We start from the raw sequence: 19,713 nt of genomic DNA, 5'->3' as shown, positions 1-19,713 counted from the left end.
CGCCTATTCAGCGGCTATCGGGTAGTCATTCGCGTAACCCTGCCCGTAATCGGAGAGCACAAAGTTGCTCACCAGATCCACCATTCTGGCCGAGCGCTGGCTCAGGTCCTGGCAGTCGGCAGAGGCATTTTCGCTCATGGCCGATGTTTTTTCCGTCAGGTCACGCAGGGCGGCGGCCTCGCGGTGTGTGCCCTTAACGCTTTGCTGCTGACCGCCCATTTCCTTGTTAATCTTGGAAATGGCGTTGTTCACCACTGCAATGCCTGCCCCTATATCGGACAGGTCCTCCACCATCTGGTTAACCGCCTCCGCTCCGCTACGGATCACGGCCTCGTTTTTTTGCGCGCTGGCCGCAATCTGGCGGGCTGCATGGGATGTTTTAACCGACAGGTCCCGGATGGCCATGGCCACTACCGAAAAACCACGCCCCATAGCCCCGGCCCGCGTGGCCTCCACATTGGCATTAAGGGCCAGAAAGTTGGTCTGGGCCGCAATGTTCTGAATGGAACCAACCAGGTCGGATATGGTTTTCCACGCGGTTTGAATATCCGCCATGGTGGCGCGTACATCATTCATGTTGGTGTTGCCACGCGCTGCGGCATCCACACATTTGCGCGCCGCCTGTTCGGCGGCCACCGTCTGCCCCGATACATCATCCAGCGAGGCTTCCAGCGTAGCGGTGGCGTTGGTCAGCCGGTGGATGGAGCCAACCTGCGCCTCGTTCTGGCTAAGGATACGGGCATTGCTCTGGCTGATGGAGGAGGCTGCATCCTCCACCTGCGTAGAAACCTCACGAATATCGGAGACAACATCATTCAGGCCGGTTTTGAGCTTGGCAAAGGCGGCTGCCAGCACAGGGGAGCGCTCCGCCACATCCCGCGCCAGTGTAGCGCTCAAATCCCCTTCGGCCACGCGCTCCAGCGCCTGGGCAATCTGTTCCAGTGCCGAGCGTTCGGATGCGGCTTTCTGCCGTTCCTCCTCCAGCCGTGCAAGGTAGGTGGAAATCACCAGATCCATGTCCAGGAACGCGGCCTTGAGAATAGCCCCGATCTGCTGACCCAGCTTTTCGCCCATTTCGGCTTCAACCGCCGCACGGCCAAGGGAGAAACGCCGCCCGCCACGCACCCCCTGCTTAATCAGGCGGCGGCAGATGGCATCCAGCAGCACGGCGTAGCCATCAATATACCACCGTGGTTCCAGCCCTATGCGGGCATGGGCGTGGCCGATCCGGGTGACGTCACTTACATAATCCGGCCCGAACTTGCCCGATAGAATGGTCTCCCAGTGCATCTGTTGCAGGGAGCGGGCCTTGGACGTCGTGGCCTCGGTCGGGAAGAACCGGGCCAGTTCTGGTACATCATGCACACGTTGATAAAATTCGGACAGACTCTCGTCCAGAATCTCGGCCATATCGGGGCGCATACTGGCCAGCGTATCCCGCTCGCGCCGCTCTATGCCCATAAAAGACAGTCTGTCCGCTATTGAGGCAGGCTGCCAATGGCCAGCCCGCGCGTCCGAATTTTCCATAGTCGAGCCACCTTTTTTGGCCCCTCGACCGTTCAGAGCATGGCGTCGGTATCGAACTCCTGTCCGGAACCTGCGGATGTTTCCAAGCCTTCCAGAACGGTTTCTGCAATCCCGACCAAGGGAGCGAGGGACAGATTGGTATCAAGAATGGCACGGATGCCATAACGCTGCGCCTGAGAGGCAAGCCTTACAAACAGTTCCCTGTCTTCATAATTGGTGGCCCCTGAATCCAGCGAATTCGCCTTCATGATCATGGACCACAAACGCTGGTTCTTGGTCAGGGCCTTCAGCCGAACAGAGGGGTCAGAACTGGCGGATGCCGTTTCCAACTCTTCTATCAGCAGTCTGAAGCAGGTCGCATCGGCCTGTCGGTCCGTCAGGGAATACCCTGCCACATTCTGGTAGGCGCGCATTGCGGGATGGATCATGATTGCACCATATTTTTATCGGCTGTTTCCGGCCCGCAGGGGCAAAAACCAGCAACGTGTGTGTGTCATTCATTCTACACCCGGCGTTAGAGCGTGACCAGAGCAACCTAACGGAACCCACACGCCTAGTGTTGGCACGTATTTATAAAAATTTCCTATATTTTTTATCGATTCCCCGCCTATTCAAGCACCAGTTTCCAACACGCTCGCGTGAGCATGCCTGAAGCACACAGCAAAAAGGCCGGGCGCACATGCACCCGGCCTCTGCTTTACGCTCATCCCCGCCCATAAAGGGCAGGTCAGGGAACCTAGAAGTCTGACCAGCCACCGGCCATGCTGCTTTCCAGCTGGCGCGGGGCAGCAGGCTTGCCTGCGCCAAGGGCTGCCGGGCGGCGGGGCGTGCTGGCCGGGTTGGCCAGTGCCGGGCGAGCCGCCCCCCCATCCGGCCCGGCCAGTGCGGGGCCAGAACCGGGCAGGGTAAAGTGGCCCACCACATTGACCAGATTAGCAGCCTCGGTCTTGAGGTTATGGGCAGCCGCTGCGGTCTGTTCCACCATGGCGGCGTTCTGCTGGGTTGTGGCGTCAATATGGGTTGCGGCGGTGTTGACCTCGCCCAGGCTGCCCACCTGCTCGCGGGCCACACTGGCAATATTGCCCACATGGCTGGTAATGGCTTCCACCTGCCCGGCCACCAGCCTGAGTTCCTTATCGGTCTGTTCCACAAGGCGCACGCCCTCGGTCACCTGCCGGGTGGAAATCTCGATCAGGCTGCGAATATCGCGCGAGGAAGTGGAAGAACGCTGTGCCAGCGCCCGGATTTCGGTCGCAACCACGGCAAACCCACGCCCTGCATCACCCGCACGGGCAGCTTCCACCCCTGCGTTAAGGGCCAGCAGATTGGTCTGGAAGGCAATGTCGTCAATAATCCCGATAATGGCGGACATTTTGGCCGACGAGGTTGCAATTTCCTGAATGGCGGACATGGCCGACAGCATGACCTTGGTGGAACGCTGCACGGCGGCATGGGCACTCTGTGCCGCATCGCGCGCTTCCTGCGCGGCTTCGGCCTGATCATCCACACCGTTTTTAACGTTGGTCACAGAGGCCGCCATCTGGCCCATGGCCGCTGCCTGCCGCTCGGTCCGCTGGGCAAAATCCTGCGAGGCTTCTGCAATTTCCATCGACCCGCCCTGGATAAGGGCAGAGGCCGCGGCCACTTCGCCCATGGCTTCGGACAGGGAGGACACGGCCTCGTTAAAGTCGCGCCGCAGAGCGTCAAACTCCGAGGCAAAGGGGGATGTAAACTGGAAGGCCAGATTACGGTCGGCCAGTGTGCGCAGCCCCTTGCCCAGTTCCACAATCATGCCGTTCTGGTCTACGGCACGCTGTTGGGCCAACTCGCTCAGGCGCTGCTGTTCGGCGGCACTTTCCTGTGCGATTTTCTGCAGGTCAAGCTGCTTGATCAACGCGCTGCGGAAGGTGGTCAGCGCCTTGGCAAGCCGCCCGGCACAGTCCGACCAGTCAACATACGGGATTTTTTCATCCAGCTTGCCTGCGGCAATGCGCTCGGTCAGGGCTGTAATGGTCTCAAACGGCACAGCGGCGCGGCTGATAAGCACCCAGCGGGCCAGAAACACCATAAGGGAACTGACAGCAAAACCACCCAACCCCAGATAACGTTGCACAGCCAGCGGCAGATCCAGTTCGGAACTGACAAGCTGCATCAGGATCTGTAAAATCATGTAGGCTTGCAAACAGGCCATGACGATGGAAATTTTCCGCCTCAAGGGCGCTTTTTCGGTAAACCAGGCCAACATAATTTTTCCGCCTTAATGCCAGTTATCGGCGCAAGGCATAGCCGGTTTTACCCCCGGTTCGTCAATTTAATGTTAAGACATATGTCAGATTTATTCTAACATGTGTACAAAACCGCCCACCTTAACGCTTGGGCTGGCCAATTTTCGGGCTTTTAAAAAAACATATACTCCCCGGCATCATCCGCTCTGGCGCAGTGGGGGAGAAAAAAAAAGGGGTGTAGCACTGCCACACCCCTGCATGCCTTACGACCCGGTTGAGGACGTATCCGTGTCCGTATCGGACGAGGAAGAGGACGATGAGGAAGAAGAAGACTTGGACGTGCTGGACACGTTGACAAGCTGGCTCATGGGGATTGTCGCCCCACCCATCTGCACTTCCATATCGTTGGTGCCGGTCTGGATACCGGTAATGGTACCCGTAACAGTAAAGGACACATCGGACGTATTGCCCGAGGAATCCATGGTCTTGACCGCAACGCTGTAAGCGCCGTCGGACAGCTTGTTGCCGTTGTTGTCCGTGCCGTCCCATGTCCAGGTGTTGGTGCCGCTGCTGGCGGTAACCAGATCGTCCTTGACAATGGTCCCTGCCGAATTGGACACGGCAATGGCCACGGTCTGCCCCGAGCTGCCTTTGTAGTTGAGGGTGGCCGAGCTGTTCTGCAACGGCAGGGTGGTGCTATTGGCCGTTGCCTGCGAACCCACAAGGGCGCTATCCGCACTCAGCTGCCCGCTCTCGTTCAGGGAAATGAGCGAGGAAAGCTTGGAGTTGGTCTGCACCTGCTGTTCCACCCCGGCAAACTGCACCAGCTCGCTGGTAAACGAGTCCGAGCTCATGGGGCTACTGGGGTCCTGATGCTGGAGCTGCGTGGTCAGCAGGGTCAGGAACGTGGTGTAGTTATTGGCAAGCGAAGACAGCGCAGCCGTGCTCGACGTGGAAGACGAGGATGAGGACGACGAGCCAGACGTGGCCGCCGAGCTTTTTGCCGTCGATTCCGCGGCCGAAAGCAGGTTGTACTCGTTGGTTGTCAGTGATGTCGTGGACATGTGCCCGCTTCCTTCCTGTCTGCCTGTAAAGCGCCCGGGTCAGGCGGTAATGTTAACCCCACGTCCATCATACGTGCGCGTGGTGGTGGCATCTGCCTCACCCACCTGCGCCTGCTCCGCCGCCAGACCCTGCGTGGCTGGCAGGGCGCTGCTGGTCCAAGCATTCCCGCCCGAAGACTGGTTGCCACCCTGCCCCGCGCTGGTATCCGCCCCACCAAAAGCGCCGCCTGCGGCACTGCCATTATCCTGCTGGCTGGCATTGTTGCTGGTGTCGCTCGCACTCACAACATCAATCTTGATCTGTCCTACGTTTACACCCGCCGCATCCAATGCTGCAACAAGCTCGTGCCGGGTGTTGGCCAGATGGTGCGCGGTTGCGGCATCCTCGCTTTGCAGCACAACGCCGGTGGTCACGCCATCACTCCCCTGCACACGCACATGAACGGGGGTGGAATCGGCAGTCATGACCGTCATGGACACACCCGTATCCGCACTGGCGAGGGAGAACAGGCCCGTGGCCGTACCATCTTCCGCCGTGGTGGTAGGGGCGGCTGTCGCCTGCACGGGGGTGGTCTGTGCGGTACGCCCGCTATCCAGCGCCGAACCCAGCGTGGAGGCAAAGCTGGAAGCCCCCTGTGCGGCCTCCTGCGCCAGCGTGCTGGTGGTAGCGGCACCATCGGCCAGCAGGGCCTGCCCTTCCGCCTCAGCCCCTGTGCCGGACTGGTCGGAAAAACCGGATTGGTTCTGGCCCGTGGCCTCCTGCACAGTGCTGCCCAGTGCCACCATGGCTGTCGTGGCCCCAGAGGCCAGACCACCGGTTGCATCAGCCGTAAGGGAAAGCCCGGCAACACTATCCTGCGCCTGTGTGCTCTGCCCTGCGGTCTGGGTTACGCTCACGTTGCTCACCGCTGCGGCAACCTGCTGGAGCGTTAACGCCACCTGCTGGGCGGTATCCGTAGCTGCTCCGGTGGCTGTGCCCTGCACGCTGGCAGCCTGACTGGCGGCACCCGTAGCCGCGGTAAGGGACGCCGCATTGGCATGCACACCATTACTGCCTGCGCCCATAACCCCGCTTGCAGCGGCACTGGCGGTAACGCTCTGGGCCAACGTGGCCTGTGCTACTGGTACGGCCTGCGCGCTGCCCAGGGCGGACAGGCTGGCAAACCCGGCACCGGCAACACTGGTGCTCGGCTGCGCCACGGCAGAGGCAAGCCCCATGGGCAGGCCGCTCAGCCCCGCAGTCAGGGAGACAGAACCGCTCTGCCCGGCAACGGTGGACAGGCCCAGCCCCCCAAATGCATCTGCCGCGGCCTGAACCGCCCCCTGCAACACGCTTGCCGGGGCGAGTGCGCCGGTATCCTGCCCGGTGCTGGCCTGTATGGATGCGGCCAGTGTGGTGGCAACCTGTGCCGCATCCCCCTGCGTGGCGTCGGTCCCTGTTGTGGTGTCGGCCCCGGCCTGTGCTCCGGCAACGCTCTGGGCTGTATCCTGCGCGGTGGCGGCACCCTGCATGGCCATTTGCAGCAGCATTTCCGCCATGCTCCAGACCGTTGTGCTCTGCCCGCTTTGCCCGGCATCCGCTGTGGTGGCACTGGCGGTATCGGCCGTGCTGTCTGCCGCAGCCGTTGTGTCGGCATCATTGCTGCCGGACTGGCTTTTCTGGGCTTTGGTGCTCTGGGTCTGGGCGGTCTGGGTGGTTGCTGCGGCCTTGCTGGCGCTGGCCTTGCCTGCCTTTGCACTGGCTGTGGTGTGTTTTGCATCCGCCGCCGTATGCGCGCCGGACTGGGCGGGCGTGGCGCTGCTCTGGCTGGTGGTGTTGTCTGCTGTGGTGTCGGTCTGGTCCGGGTCCGCCTGCTGCGTGCTGCTGTTGTCGGGCTGTGTGGTGGTCGCACGCGCCTGCGTGGTCGTGGCCGAGGCGGACATGCTTTTGAGCACCGCCGCAAAACCACTGTTCTGCCCGGAGGGGCTGGAGGCAACACCCGTGGTGCTGCGCGACGCAATGGCAGCCAGCAGGGAGGAGAGCGGTGCTTCCTGTGCGTTTTCGCTCAGGTTGGACCCACTTGTAGATTTAATACCCATTACTTGCTCCCTCCCGCCAGCGGATGCGCCGCCAACATTCCCTTACGCTCAGGCCGCCGCTGCGGCGGCGCCGGGGTTGCTGGCCTCGGACAAGGCAGAATCCAGCTCGGCAAAGGTTGGCATAAACGCATGGGGTATGTCCTTACGCCCGATTTCCGCGCAGATCTGCGGCGGGTTGCCTTGCAGATGCGCCACAAATACCGTGCGGATTAGGTCCTGGTACCGTGCGTCCTGCGTGACCACATCGCGCATTCTAGACGAAAGTGGGGCCACAACGCCATAAGACAAAAGCACCCCGAGAAAGGTCCCGACAAGAGCGCCTGCAATCATCTCACCCAGAATGACCGGCGGCTTGCTGATCGAGGCCATGGTTTTGATAACCCCGAGCACGGCGGCCACAATGCCAAGGGCTGGCAGGGCGTCTGCAATGCTTTGCAGGCTTTCGGAAGTATGCAGCTCTTCGCTCAGGTTCTTTTTGAGCTCACGCGCCATGACTTCATCAAGCTGGTAGGCGTCATCCATGTTCAGGCTGACCAGACGCAGGTAATCGCAGATCAGCGCACGGGTTGGCACATCGTCTCGCACATTGGGGGAGAGGGCAAAAATGCTGCTGTCGTTCGGGTTTTCAATATGTTCTTCAAGCGCCATGTTGCCCTTGGCCTGCGCCAGCCGCATGAAGCGGAACAGCGTGACCAGCAGCTCCGTATAGGCCGCCTTGTTGTAACGTGGCCCTTTGATGGTCCGGCGCAGGTAATGCGGGAACTCCTTGAGCACGTCCTTGGAGTTGGACATGACAAAAATACCCACCGCGGCCCCAAGAATGGTCAGCAGTTCGAACGGCATGGACATGATAAGGGGTGCAAGTGCCCCCCCGGATGCCACAAACGAACCAAATACGCAGAGCAGCGCAAAAATGAGCCCCCCGATGAACAGCATTTAACGGTCTCCACTTCCATCTACTTGCACCAGGCGGGCACACATTGCCTGCGGCACGGTCATCATCGTGTTACGGGCGGGTTACTGCGGCGCGGGTGTCCACGTATCCTGCGAGGGTTGAAAAGGCTGGTCCACTGGCGGCTGGGCCGGCTGGCCCTGCGGCGCTCTGGGCCGTGTTACGCTACGCACCCGCACACCCCGGTTACGCCGCACGGCGGGCGTGGCGGGAGCTGGTGCGGCTGGTGCTGCCGCCGGCGCCGGAGTTGCCGGGGCCTGTGCTGCGGGGGCCGTAGCGGGAGCCTGCCCGCCAGCCGGGGCGGAGGGCGCGTTCCCTGCCGGGGCCGCTGGCGGAGTTGCAGGCTGGTCAGCCTGCCCGGCGGGGGGCTGTGCTGCGGGCGCAGCACCACCAGCGGGTAGCGGTACAATCGCCCCGCCATCGGCCCCCGGGTTAACAAAGCGACGGTGCAGAATAAGCACCACGCGCCGGTTGGCGGCGGAGCCGGGGTCTGCCGGCAAAGCCAGGTCCCGGTCTGCACGGCCGGATACGCTTAGAATATTACGGTCGGGGTACCCTGCCTTGACCAGCACCTCCCGCGCGCCATCGGCCCGCTGGGCGGACAGGGTCCAGTTGGACATACCCGTACCATGCTTGGTGGTGCGGTACTGATCCGCATCCGTGTACCCCACAATGGAGAGCTGCTCCGGCATGGGGGCCAGCCACGCGCCAATCTGCTCCAGCATCTTGCGCCCGGCGGCATTGGGGGTGGCGGAAGCCGTATCGAACATGGGGGTGTTGTTGGCGTCGCGCAGTTCAATGCGAATATCATCCCGCCCGAAGGAGACGGTCATGTTCTTGGCCGCTTCCTGCGTATCGGGGTTCTGCGCCACGGACTGTTCAAGCCCCTGCACCATGTTGTCGATCTTGGACTGCTCGGCCGCAGCAGCCACGGGGTTATCCACGCCAACGGTGCCTATGCTTTTACCGCCCCCACTTTCTGGCCCGCCAACGGGAATAATGGCGGGGGATGCGGGGGTCAGGTGCGCTTTGAGCCCACGGGTAATATTATCGGGGGAGCCGCCTTCTTCCGAGCGACGGGGGGCATCCCTCGCACCGGGCTGCTCGCCACCGTCATCCTCCGGGGCATCCCCATCCTTGACCTTGCGCAGGGTGGTCCCTGCGGTCAGGGGAGAAGGCGATGTTTCGAGCATACCGTTGGAGGAGCCAAGGCGGGTGTCTTTTTCCGCCATGGGGTTAAAGAACTGCGCAATACCCTTACGCTGCTCCTCTGTTGTCGCATTCAGCAGCCACATGACCAGAAAGAAGGCCATCATGGCCGTCATGAAGTCGGCGTACGCAATCTTCCATGCGCCACCGTGGTGGCCATGCTCGCCGGAATCGGACACACGTTTGATAATAACGGGCCGTTTTTTGTTATCTGGCATGTGGTGCTATTGCGACCTTAGGCGCCCTTGTGGTGAACCATGCCAACACGGCAGCCCGGCTTGCCGTGGAACGCGGCGCGGCCTGCATGTGTCAGATTGATGGATGTATCCAGCCAGACTTCGCCCCCAATTTCGCGCCAGCGGCGGCAGAAGGTGAAGTCCTCGCTCTGGTAGGTTCCGGTTTCGGGGTCGATGCTGCCATCAAACAGGGCGTAGGCGGTGCTGCCTGTTTCGCCGTTGGCGGCGTCTATGCGGGTGTAGGCTGTCTCGGGGTAGGCCTTGACCATCCGCTCAAGCGCACCACGGCTGATCAGCATGAAACCCGTACCCGCATAATGCGTTTTAACCATCGGGCCTTTTTCAATCTGCTGGTGCATGGCCTCGGTCTCGCCCACATAGCGCAGGGATGCGGTATCCTGCGGTTCGCCATGGAGCATGTTTTCCTGCGTGGTCTTGTCCCAGAAATACTGACGAATCGGGTAGGCCCCGGCCACGACATCCTTGCCAGCCGCCAGCAGGCGGGCTGGTGCTTCGGCCGGGAAACCAATATCGGCATCAATGAACAGAAGGTGTGTTGCGTCAGACAGAGTGAGGAACTTGTGCATCAGGGTATTGCGTGCACGGCTGATCATGGCATCGTCCCCCAGCAGGGACAGGGTCATGGGAACCTGAAGCACACCGGCGCAAGCAATGATGGATTCCATATACTCCTGCGTAACCATCCCGCCAAAGCACGGGGTCGCAATAAAAATCTTTGCGGGTTGCAGCTCTGTCTGTTGCATACGTTTTCCTAATCACTCACGAGTGTGGGGAGAAACGGGTCGCATGGTACACGATCACTGTCAGCCCCTTATGATCTGTAAGCGATAGCGGGCGCACTCCGCTTTCTCAAGGATCAAACATAAGAAAAGAGCCAATTGCCATCGTTTTTTCATGGCTTTGGCGTTTATGGCCGCCAAACAATGGACCTTGCCCGAACTTACAGAAAAAACGGGCGGGCACGCCGGGCCAGATCGTCCAGCTCCGCCTGTTCGCGCCGGGCCAGCAGAACGCGCTCTTCCTCCTCCCGCTTCTCCAGCAGGGTCTGCGCGGCCTTGAATGCAGCGTTGGCCTGAATCAGCTCCTCACGCACCCGCATGGAATCGTTACGTGTCCTGAGCACAACCTGCTCGGCCCGTGCCACGTTTTCCTGCGCTATGGGCAGCCACAGGCGGAAGGACTCACGCCCGGCATCGCCCTCGGCCTCATCCCGCTCCACTTCAATCTGGGTCAACTGCCGTTCCAGGTCGGCCAGAGCCGCACTTTCGGCCGCCAGCGCACGGGCCATGCCTGCGCGGGCCTCGTCCACCTCCTTCTTGCGCACGCGGATAAGCGCGTGCAGGGAGCGGATTCGCGCGCTGCTCATGCGGGATCAGCTACGATAATGCGCCCCGCAGGGCATCAAAACTTTCGGGCAGGGTCGCGCGCTCGCCCTTGCGCTGCTTCAGCATTTCCTCCACCGCCGGGGCTACGCGAATGGCTTCGTCCACGCGCTGGTCGTTGCCGGGGCGGTACGCACCCAGGCGCACCATATCCTGCATTTCATCCCAGGTGGACAGGCAGGAGCGGGCTTGCAGCACAAGCTGGTTCTCCTCCTCCGTCAGGCATCCCGGCACGGTGCGCGAGAGCGAGCGCAGCACGTTAACCGCAGGGTAACGGCCAGATTCCGCAATACGGCGCTCCAGCACCACGTGCCCGTCCAGAATACCGCGCACGGCATCGGCCACGGGCTCGTTCTGGTCGTCCCCTTCCACCAGCACGGAGAACATGGCGGTCATCTGCCCTGCATGGCCGTGCTCGTCCATAAGCCCCGGGCCTGCGCGTTCCAGCAGGCGGGGCAGTTCTGCAAAAACACTGGGCGGATAACCACGCGTGGCCGGTGGCTCGCCCGAGGACAGGCCAATCTCACGCAGGGCCTGACAAAAGCGGGTTACGCTATCCATCAGCATCAGCACCGATTTACCCTGATCGCGGAAGTGCTCGGCCACGGCCATGGCAGCATAGGCTGCCTCGCGCCGCATAAGGGGGGATGTGTCGGACGTGGCAACCACCACAACGGACTTGGCCAGCCCCTCCGGGCCCAGATCATCCTCCACAAACTCGCGCACTTCGCGCCCACGTTCCCCTACCAGCGCAATAACGGCCACATCGCACGCCGTATCCCGCGCGAGCATGCCCATAAGGGTGGATTTACCCACGCCCGAGCCTGCAAACAGGCCAAGGCGCTGGCCCTCGCGGCAGGTGGTAAACAGGTTGAGCGCACGCACCCCAAGGTCTATGCGCGGGCCAAGGCGCGCACGCATGGCGGCCTCGGGCGGGGCGGCATGGAGCCGCTGGGCCGTGCCCTCGGACGGCAGCGGGCCTTTGCCATCCATCGGGCGGCCCATGGGGTCCACCACCCGGCCCTGCCAGCCAGCATTGACCATGAGCGTACCCCCCGCCCTGCGGCGGCGCTGCTCCTGATCATACAGTAAAAAGGTTGCCCGGCAGCCCGAACCAATACCCTCCAGCGAGCCAAAGGGCATGGCAATGGCAATGTCCTGCGCAAAGGCCACAATTTCGGCCTGTGTCTGCCGCCCATCCAGCCCGTAAATGGTCACACGGTCGCCTACGCCGGTAAAATCCCGCAGCCCGCTCAGAGAGACAGACAGCCCCGAAAGCCCGGTGACCCGCCCTTCCAGCAGCCCAACCGGCACATCATGCCGGGGGCTGGCAATGGCACCGCGTACCGCCTCCATCACACCGGAAAGAGCGGATACAGATGCCTCGACAGGCGAGGAGGGTTGCGGGTCCAGACTCACGTTACCAACCAAACAGATGCAGTGTTATACGGCCCTGCCCCAAAGGATAACGGGCAGACCAGCGCGCCTAGAACAGGCTGGAATAAAGATCGCCCGAGGAATCATCCCCACCGAACAGGGAGAGGATGTCATCATCACTGCTCCCGCCAAACAGGTCGAGCATGGACGCGGGGGTATCTGGCGTTTGCGGGTTGATCTGCAACATGGCCAGATACTGCTCCGCATACTGCTGGATCTGCTTGGGGGTGGACAGCTTGCTGAAGTCCACCTTCTTGGACAGCAGGCGCACCTGCTGGTCATAGTCGAGTGCTCCAAACTGGTCCGGGTCGTAGCCCGATACGGTTTCTGCCACCTTGAGCAGGGTCGGGTCCGACATCAGCTGCGACAGGGAGGTAATGCTGCTCATGGTGCGGGTAAAGTACAGGGCATTCCCCACGCCGTTATCGCTCAGATCCTTGCTGCTTTCGTACTGCCGCATCTGGTAGCTTTCCACGATGCTCTGGATCTTTTCGGACGTGAACGGTGTTGCACTGACACTGCCCCCGTTAGCACCCCATACCTTGAAGTCCGTTGCAAAGCTCTGCCACGAGGCATTGCCCGACGCACTGGCCAGCGATGTGGAGGAAGTGGGGTCCTGCGTGAGCAGGGAGTTCATCAGCGTGGCTTCATTGCTTGAAGCATCAATCCCGAACGCGCCGGAAACCACGCTCAGCACGGCGGTGTTGCTCAGCAGGGCCGATGCGGTGGTAATGGAGCCAGCCGCGTTTTCAAAATTCGTAATGCCCGATTGCACCAGCGTATTGGTGTTGCTCTGGAAGCTGGCACTCAGGGACGCCACAAAAGACGTGGACATAATGGCACCCTGACCGTTGTTCTGCCCCCATGCCTTGAACGCCTGCGCAAAGGTCTGCCACGCCGTATTGCCCGATGTCTGGGCCAGGGATGTGGAGGAATCCGGGTCCTGCGTCAGCAGGGTTTTGACCACGGCCGGGTCGGAGGCAAGGGAGCCCAGACCATACGCCCCCAGCACAACCTGCAACGCACTGCTGTTGCTCAGCAGGCTGCTGACCGAGGTAATGCCCGCCGCATCGCTTTTAAAGGATGCAATCGCGCTTGTGGTGCCGCTGTTGATGGCATCCGTATATTTGGTGGCAATGGAGCTGATGGTCGCGGCCGTAAACGGCGTGGACGTAGCCGTGCCGTTGTTCTGCCCCATGCTTTTGAAGGCCGTGGCAAAATCCTGCCATGCCGTGCTGCCCGAAGCCTGCGCCAGCGATGTGGAGGAGGTGGGGTCCTGCGTGAGCAGCGCGGTGAGGATACTGCTGTTATCTGTGCTGGAATCCAGCCCGTAGGTGGACATGACCATGGAGAGCACAGTCTGGTTGTTCAGCAGGTCGGAGGCGGAGGTCATGGTTGCTGCCTCGGCCTTGAACGCGTTGATGTTGTCATCCACCGCCGAATCAACCGCAATGGTGTAGCCCTGCGTAATGGTGGTCATGGTGGTGCTGGTAAACGGCGAGGACGTGGCCGTACCGCCGTTTTTGCCCATGTCCTGGAATGCGTTGGCAAACAGCTTCCACGCCGTATTACCCGATGTCTGCGCCAGCGATGTGGAGGAGGACGGGTCCTGCGTGAGCAGTGCGGTCAGGACTGAGGTATCCCCTTCCAGCGAATCCATGCCATAGGCGCTCAGCACAACATTGAGCACGCTTGTATTGGCCAGCAGGGCAGACGCGGTGGTAATGCTGGGGGCTGCACTTGTAAAAGCCTTCAGATCGCTCTGAAGAGATTTATCGGTATCGGACTGGTATTCGTTAACAATGGACGTAATGGTGGAGGATGTGAGCGGGGAGGTCTGCACGCTCCCTCCGCCCTGCCCCCAGGTCTTGAACGCATCGGCAAAGGCCAGCCACGTGGCATTGCTGGACGATTTGGCCAGCGATGTGGAGGAGGACGGGTCCTGTGTCAGCAGCTTTTTGACCAGCGCCGTGGCCGAGGAATACGAGCCCATGCCATACGCGCCCAGCACCACGTTCAGGGCCGAGTAATTCTTCATCAGCCCGGCAACGGTGGTAATGGAGGCAGCGGCCTGCTCAAACCCGGCGGAAGCCTGCTTGGTGGTCACATCCGTTTTGGCATAGGTGGAGGCGGCGGCATCTTCATTTTTCAGGGCCGTCAGATACTGGCTTACCGGTGAGATACCGCTAACGCTCATTAATCCAATCCTTTACGTGCTGCACACCAATGCCGGACCCTGCCGTGCAAGACCCAAAAAACATATATTGGCGTTTATCATACGGTTTTGCCCCCGACAAAGCCACAGGAATATGCTCGGCCGGGTTTGAAGCACCTCTCAAGGCTTTCCATGCGCCTTACTCTGCCGTATCCTTGTAGGCACCAGATTATGGTCTCGTCGTGGCGGTTGTGTTGGACATGGTGGAGCCAGCTACCCATTGCGCCCCGTTAGTGATCGCATTTTTTGCTCTCGCCACCAGCAGGAATCCTCGATGTTCAAGTTTTTCATCAGCAGCGACGCAACCCCGGACCAGAGCGAACGCTTTGTGCGGCTGAACGCCCATGTTCCCGACCTTGTGCGCTCCGTGGGCGTGGACGAGCACACGCTGGACGCACAGGCCATGCGGCAGATGAACCTGATCTCTGCCGAATGTCTGTTCTCGCACGCAGCGTTTGCGCAGGCCCTCTCCCACGTTGCCCTGTGGGGGAACGTGGCCCAGCACCAGACCGCCGCCCATGTGTTTGAAAGCAACGCCGTGCTGTGCGCCAATTTTGAGGCCGAAAGCACGCGTATTCTGGCCAGCCTGCCGCAGGACTGGGACTTTGTTCTCTGGGGCAACACCCCCGGCTCCACCCTCCAGTTTGATGTTCTGCCCGAGCTGGCCCTGTTCAACGGTGCAATACAGCCCCCTTACTCCGCCCGTGGCGCAGGCGCGCTGAGCGAGATGGAAGTAACTTCCCTCGCCTTCCCGCTGCTGGCGACCCAGAGCGTGTGCGGCTATGCCATTTCCCCCACCGGGGCCGAAAAAATGATCAAGGCGTGCCTGCCCCTGACCAGCACCACCGTACCCGCTGCCAACCCGGCAGACGGCAGCATGGCCGCGCAGACCCTCCAGCAGCTGATGAGCCTGCACTACTCCACCATGAAGGCCTTTGTCTGCGTGCCCCCCCTGTGCATGACAGACGCGGCTGCACCCTCCCTTTAAACCTTTAAAAAAAACACAGCACGGAACCCGCCAGATGCACACAGGCAGCTCCCTACCGGCCAAGGCCACACCCCGCCCTGCAAAATGGCTGGCGCAGGCGGCAACCGGGCTGTTCTGCACGGCACTTGCGGGGTGCACCCCCCCCGCTGCCCCGTATCTGGAAAAAGGGAGAACCCTGTCCGAGGCAGGGTTTATTGCCCATCAGGCCGACACAACCGCGCGTTACGCCATGATGAACCTGCTGCCACCGGGGCAGTTGACCTACCGCCCCTCCCCCGATGGTCCGATTTACCTTTACGCGGACCCCATAGGGTGTGGCTGTGTGTATATGGGCTCGGAAACCGCATTCCGGACCCTGCACAACATGACCGCCGCAGAACTGCGGAACCAAAAGAAGCAGGCTCCCTCCGTGGTGGATGAGCTGGCCGCCATGACGGCGGAAAACCGCCGGGATACCTTTTTGTGGGATTGGAGCGCCTGGTACGCAGGCGCCGACCCTGCCGGGGACCAGCCCCGCAAGGTTATGGGCGGCTACTGGTAAGCCAGTACCCCGCCACAGGTTTTTTACACGTCACTCCGCAGGGCCAGTGCCCCGGCATGGCTATCCACCGTGTAGCCGCCAGATGCCCCGTAACCCGTGCGCTGTTCCTGTGCTGCATCATCCAGCACAAGCTTGATCAGGGTACCCTGAGCGGCAATGGCGCTTTGCAGCAGCTCCTCATTGGCGCGAACCAGAGCATTGAACTGCTTGGCGGCGGCTTCCATCTCCGGGCTTACGCTCGCGCTGCGCTGTTCGGCTGTCAGGGGTTTGGTCTGGCCCGGCGGCAGCAGTTTGCGTAGCGTTTCCATTAACGTGCGCTTGCGCGGCAGCAGTGTTTCCACATCCTGCCACTGACCGGTTTTAAGCAGGGTATTTTCCTGCTCAAGCAGAGCGCTGACCGCCCCGAATGCCTGTAACAGACGGCTTTGCAGATCCTGCGGCGTATCGGTCATGATTTACCTGCTTCCTGCTGGGCTTTTTCCTGCATGGCCAGCATCTGGCGGTAAACACTGTCGGCCAGACCGATGCCGCCATTATTGGCAATCTGCTTACCCATTTCCAGCACCTGCAACGACCGGAACTGGGACTCCGCCGCCCCACCGCCAAACAGGCCGTTGGCGGTGTCCACCGTATCAAACATCGGCTGGAGCATTTCGCCTATGGTCATGCCCTCGAACTCGATGGCGGCCTTGCGGGTTTTTTCCAGTGCTTCCGCCTTCAACCCGGACTGGGTGGAGGCGGTGTTCTGTGCGCTGGCAATCTGGGCCGCGCTCACATTGGCTAGCGTGCTCATGCTCTGCCTACCTTACTTCCAGATCGGCCTGTAGGGCGCCATCGGCCTTGATGGCCTGCAAAATACCAATCATGTCGCGCGGGCCCATGCCCAGTGCGTTCATACCGGCCACAAGGCTGGCCAGTGTTGGCCCTTCGCGCAGGATGCCCAGCCTGTGCGAGCTATCCGTGCTTACATTGGCCTGTGTCCGCGGCACAACGGCTGTTACACCGTTAGAAAAGGGTGCTGGCTGGACCACCTCGGGTGTTTCGGTCACCTGAATGGTCAGGTTGCCCTGCGCAATAGCCACGGTACTGATCCGCACGCTATCCCCCATAACAATGGTGCCGCTGGCCTCGTCCACCACAACTTTGGCCATGGTATCCGGCTCGATCTGGAGGTCACCAATACGGAACAGGGTCAGCGATGCGTTGCGCCCAGTCAGGTCCACGGCAATGGTGCGCGGGTCATCCACCTGCGCCATATGTGCGCCAATGCTGCGGTTGATAACCTCGGCCACGCGGGTTGCGGTGGTAAAGTTGGGGTTATGGAGCGAGAGGTGGATAACCCCTGTCTCGCCCAGCTTGACCGGCACTTCACGCTCGACCACCCCGCCATTGGCAATATGCCCACTGGTGGGAATGTTGCGCGTGACCGTGGCGGCCTGCCCACCCGCCGTAAAGGCGTTGGTAACAAGGGAGCCCTGCGCCACGGCATACACCTCGCCATCGGCAGCCTGTAGGGGGGTTACCAGCAGGGTGCCCCCGGTCAGGTCCTGCGCGTCACCCACGGCGGAAACAGTCACGTCAATCCGCCCGCCCCCGTGCGAGAACGGCGGCAGGGTGGCCGTGACCATAACGGCGGCCACGTCATGCGTCTGCAACTGGATTTCGCGGTCACGGATGTTCACGCCAAGGCGGTTGAGCATGCTGATCAACGTCTCACGCGTGAAGATGATGTTGGTCAGACGGTCGCCCGTACCATGCAGACCCACCACCAGACCGTAGCCGACCAGCTGGTTGTCCCGCACGCCTTCGTAATCCACAATATCCTTCACCCGCACCGTAACGGCATGGGCGGGAGAGAGCGGGACAAACAGGGAAAGCATGAAAAACGCGGCCATAACGGCCCTGACCCACCGTGGCGCGCCAGAACGGCAGGCCATACGGTTCAAGGAATAGGCCGCCCTGCCACCATGCTGGCCGACCATACCGGCCTGCCCATTGCTCGCCTTGAGGCGGTTCCTCATATACCTGTTTACCCCTGGTTGGTCAGCCCGGCACACTGTGCAGGCTCATCACGTCAGCTTGTGCCATAAGAATAGGCGCGCGGGCCAGCACATTCAATGCCCATGTAACCCGCCACGGCGCATGCCCAAAAGCCTTTTTTGCCCATACCCCCACTCCGGGCCTGCCCAAGCGCCATGTGCCCCGCCATGCCCCACGCTCAGGATCATGCAAAATCATGGCATGACTCCGGCACCCAACAGACAGGGGAGGCAGAACTATTGGGGGAACAGAGCCAGCAGAGGCAAGGGTGTTCCGGGCCATGAATCCTTGCATAATCCGTACCGCAGGACTACAGCCGGGTGAAAAATCGGTCAGGCAAGGCCAGTATTACTTGTGCATCGCCCAGTAGAGTCTTTAGATGACTGCCAAGGAACCACCACCAGCCAAGGAGCCAAGGGCCCCGTTGTGCGGATAACCCCCGCCCCGAGCCCCGCCAGACTGCGCATGACGCCACCCTTCCCCCGCACCCGGCCTGCCCGCTGGCTCCTTGGTGTTGTAACCTTGGCGGGCACTGCCCACATGGCCGCACACACCCCGCAGGCCCACGCCCGCTCTGCCGAGGCCGGGTTATGCACGGAGGCCACGGCACAGGCCGAACACAACCTGCATATTCCCGACGGGTTTTTATCCGCCATGGGGCGGGTGGAGAGTGGCAAGGTCGAATCCGACGGTACGGTTTCCGCCTGGCCGTGGACCATTAACGCAGCAGGCATTGGCCACCACTACAACAGTCAGGCCGAGGCCGTAGCGGCTGTACAGAGCTTCCGCCAGCAGGGTATCATGTCCATTGACGTGGGGTGCATGCAGGTCAACCTGCAACAGCACCCCGATGCCTTTGCCTCGCTCGATCAGGCATTTGATCCGCTACGCAACGCCATGTTCGCGGGCGGCTTTCTGCTTCAGATGTATGACAAGACGGGTAGCTGGCCACGGGCAGCAGCGGCCTACCACTCCCAGACCCCCGGCATAGGCACCCCCTACCAGTGGAAGGTGCTGGAGGCATGGGCCGTGCCGCAAGACGGGCGGGAAGGCCCGCAGCTTGCACAAAAATCACCCCTTATGCCGCAGGTGTTCCCGCACCCTGTAACCCCCACAACCCGCCACGGCCCAATGATGGTGGCAGAGGCCAGCACCGGCACAGGCCCGGATGGCATGCCCCAGATCTCCCACCCCAAGGTGTTTCACCCCTTTCAGGGCATGCGGAACTTTGTGGAGCCCGGGCCAGTGGGGAACAGCCGGGGCGGTGGTATGCGCGGGCGCTCCCTTGCCTCTTACAGGGCGGCCCCCGTCGCGCGGGCCAGCGCCCAGCGTATAGTGGCGCAAGGCAGCGAATAAGCCAAAACGCTACACAGGCAACCCTGTGTGGCGTTCCAACAGGCCAGATACCGTTGGGCGGTTGGTCATCAACCGCCACAACCCCCATGCTCCGGCTGCTTAATTTTTCTTGTAGATATAAAAACTGTAACCGGGATACTCAGTTTGGGAAATCTGGCTGTATCCGCTCATATCTATCGCATATATATTTGCCAAATAGAGCATACTGGATGGCACTATCCGTATGATATAAGTGTCATCCCCTGAATTGAACTTTTCTCTTTCCAGCTTTTCCCATGCCTGTGGGTTATCAGACTGATATGCCGGAATAAGTTTGTTTTTTCTGCCGTTCCTATACGTGATGAACCTATTAAAATCGCACGACACAAAAACCTTGCCATGCAGGTGGAGGGTTCGAAAAACTCCATGGTTTTGAGTGCGTATCTGTGATTCCATACCTCC

At 61.1% G+C, this 19,713-nt stretch carries 19 protein-coding genes; 3 read left to right on the top strand and 16 right to left on the bottom strand.

What is annotated here, in order from left to right; genetic code table 11:
* Positions 1 to 3: 3 nt before the first annotated feature.
* From HK20_RS10400 to HK20_RS10350, 11 genes are all read right to left on the bottom strand, one after another.
* On the bottom strand, positions 4 to 1,527 hold the full coding sequence (locus HK20_RS10400) for a protoglobin domain-containing protein (RefSeq protein ID WP_086646996.1): 1,524 nt from the start codon (positions 1,525 to 1,527) through the stop codon (positions 4 to 6).
* Positions 1,528 to 1,559: 32 nt separating this feature from the next.
* Positions 1,560 to 1,955, bottom strand: a complete 396-nt coding sequence (locus tag HK20_RS10395) for a flagellar biosynthesis regulator FlaF (protein ID WP_086646995.1) — start codon at positions 1,953 to 1,955, stop codon at positions 1,560 to 1,562.
* A gap of 308 nt (positions 1,956 to 2,263) precedes the next feature.
* On the bottom strand, positions 2,264 to 3,697 hold the full coding sequence (locus HK20_RS10390) for a methyl-accepting chemotaxis protein (RefSeq protein ID WP_158093058.1): 1,434 nt from the start codon (positions 3,695 to 3,697) through the stop codon (positions 2,264 to 2,266).
* Positions 3,698 to 4,015: 318 nt separating this feature from the next.
* Complete coding sequence (locus HK20_RS10385) at positions 4,016 to 4,816, bottom strand: flagellar hook assembly protein FlgD (protein ID WP_086646993.1); 801 nt, start codon at positions 4,814 to 4,816, stop codon at positions 4,016 to 4,018.
* Between the two features lie 39 nt (positions 4,817 to 4,855).
* The gene (locus HK20_RS10380; protein ID WP_086646992.1) at positions 4,856 to 6,895 is read right to left on the bottom strand and encodes a hypothetical protein; all 2,040 of its coding nucleotides are present in this window, start codon (positions 6,893 to 6,895) and stop codon (positions 4,856 to 4,858) included.
* 48 nt (positions 6,896 to 6,943) lie between these two features.
* Positions 6,944 to 7,831: a flagellar motor stator protein MotA gene (gene motA / locus HK20_RS10375; protein WP_086646991.1), complete on the bottom strand. Its 888-nt coding sequence runs from the start codon at positions 7,829 to 7,831 to the stop codon at positions 6,944 to 6,946.
* Positions 7,832 to 7,912: 81 nt separating this feature from the next.
* Positions 7,913 to 9,274 (bottom strand): flagellar motor protein MotB, encoded by a 1,362-nt coding sequence (locus HK20_RS10370; protein ID WP_198943919.1) that lies wholly within the window; start codon positions 9,272 to 9,274, stop codon positions 7,913 to 7,915.
* 17 nt (positions 9,275 to 9,291) lie between these two features.
* Positions 9,292 to 10,056 carry a hypothetical protein gene (locus HK20_RS10365; protein ID WP_086646990.1) on the bottom strand — a complete coding sequence of 255 codons (765 nt, stop codon included), beginning with the start codon at positions 10,054 to 10,056 and terminating at the stop codon, positions 9,292 to 9,294.
* 197 nt (positions 10,057 to 10,253) lie between these two features.
* Positions 10,254 to 10,679 carry a flagellar FliJ family protein gene (locus tag HK20_RS10360; protein WP_086646989.1) on the bottom strand — a complete coding sequence of 142 codons (426 nt, stop codon included), beginning with the start codon at positions 10,677 to 10,679 and terminating at the stop codon, positions 10,254 to 10,256.
* A 10-nt stretch (positions 10,680 to 10,689) separates the two neighbouring features.
* The gene (gene fliI, locus HK20_RS10355) at positions 10,690 to 12,051 is read right to left on the bottom strand and encodes a flagellar protein export ATPase FliI (protein WP_086646988.1); all 1,362 of its coding nucleotides are present in this window, start codon (positions 12,049 to 12,051) and stop codon (positions 10,690 to 10,692) included.
* A 130-nt stretch (positions 12,052 to 12,181) separates the two neighbouring features.
* The gene (locus HK20_RS10350; protein ID WP_086646987.1) at positions 12,182 to 14,329 is read right to left on the bottom strand and encodes a DUF1217 domain-containing protein; all 2,148 of its coding nucleotides are present in this window, start codon (positions 14,327 to 14,329) and stop codon (positions 12,182 to 12,184) included.
* A 292-nt stretch (positions 14,330 to 14,621) separates the two neighbouring features.
* Here HK20_RS10350 and HK20_RS10345 point away from each other — a divergent pair, with 292 nt between their 5' ends.
* Both HK20_RS10345 and HK20_RS10340 read left to right on the top strand, forming a co-directional pair.
* Positions 14,622 to 15,335 carry a hypothetical protein gene (locus HK20_RS10345; protein ID WP_086646986.1) on the top strand — a complete coding sequence of 238 codons (714 nt, stop codon included), beginning with the start codon at positions 14,622 to 14,624 and terminating at the stop codon, positions 15,333 to 15,335.
* A gap of 34 nt (positions 15,336 to 15,369) precedes the next feature.
* On the top strand, positions 15,370 to 15,876 hold the full coding sequence (locus tag HK20_RS10340) for a hypothetical protein (RefSeq protein WP_179290183.1): 507 nt from the start codon (positions 15,370 to 15,372) through the stop codon (positions 15,874 to 15,876).
* 23 nt (positions 15,877 to 15,899) lie between these two features.
* Here HK20_RS10340 and HK20_RS10335 read toward each other — a convergent pair whose 3' ends face one another.
* The 4 genes from HK20_RS10335 to HK20_RS12865 all read right to left on the bottom strand — a co-directional run bounded on the left by HK20_RS10335 (position 15,900) and on the right by HK20_RS12865 (position 18,114).
* Positions 15,900 to 16,328, bottom strand: coding sequence for a hypothetical protein (locus tag HK20_RS10335; RefSeq protein WP_086646985.1), 429 nt, complete (start codon positions 16,326 to 16,328; stop codon positions 15,900 to 15,902).
* Positions 16,325 to 16,669 carry a rod-binding protein gene (locus HK20_RS10330; RefSeq protein ID WP_086646984.1) on the bottom strand — a complete coding sequence of 115 codons (345 nt, stop codon included), beginning with the start codon at positions 16,667 to 16,669 and terminating at the stop codon, positions 16,325 to 16,327. Before HK20_RS10330 ends, HK20_RS10335 begins: the two co-directional genes overlap by 4 nt.
* A gap of 7 nt (positions 16,670 to 16,676) precedes the next feature.
* A complete protein-coding gene (locus HK20_RS10325) occupies positions 16,677 to 17,771 on the bottom strand; it encodes a flagellar basal body P-ring protein FlgI (RefSeq protein ID WP_233129182.1) in 1,095 nt (364 codons plus the stop codon).
* A gap of 148 nt (positions 17,772 to 17,919) precedes the next feature.
* Positions 17,920 to 18,114, bottom strand: coding sequence for a hypothetical protein (locus HK20_RS12865; RefSeq protein WP_143296500.1), 195 nt, complete (start codon positions 18,112 to 18,114; stop codon positions 17,920 to 17,922).
* Between the two features lie 267 nt (positions 18,115 to 18,381).
* Between HK20_RS12865 and HK20_RS10320 the strand changes: the two genes are divergently transcribed.
* Positions 18,382 to 19,272, top strand: a complete 891-nt coding sequence (locus tag HK20_RS10320) for a transglycosylase SLT domain-containing protein (protein WP_086646983.1) — start codon at positions 18,382 to 18,384, stop codon at positions 19,270 to 19,272.
* A gap of 99 nt (positions 19,273 to 19,371) precedes the next feature.
* On the opposite strand, the gene HK20_RS13260 is transcribed toward HK20_RS10320, so the two are convergent.
* A partial coding sequence (locus HK20_RS13260; protein ID WP_233129179.1) for a hypothetical protein occupies positions 19,372 to 19,713 on the bottom strand: 342 nt, incomplete at its 5' end.

Source organism: Acetobacter sp. DsW_54, from assembly GCF_002153575.1.
Lineage (GTDB): Bacteria > Pseudomonadota > Alphaproteobacteria > Acetobacterales > Acetobacteraceae > Acetobacter > Acetobacter fabarum.
Note: the sequence above shows the minus strand (reverse complement) of the source record. Positions and strands in the feature narration are given on the sequence as shown.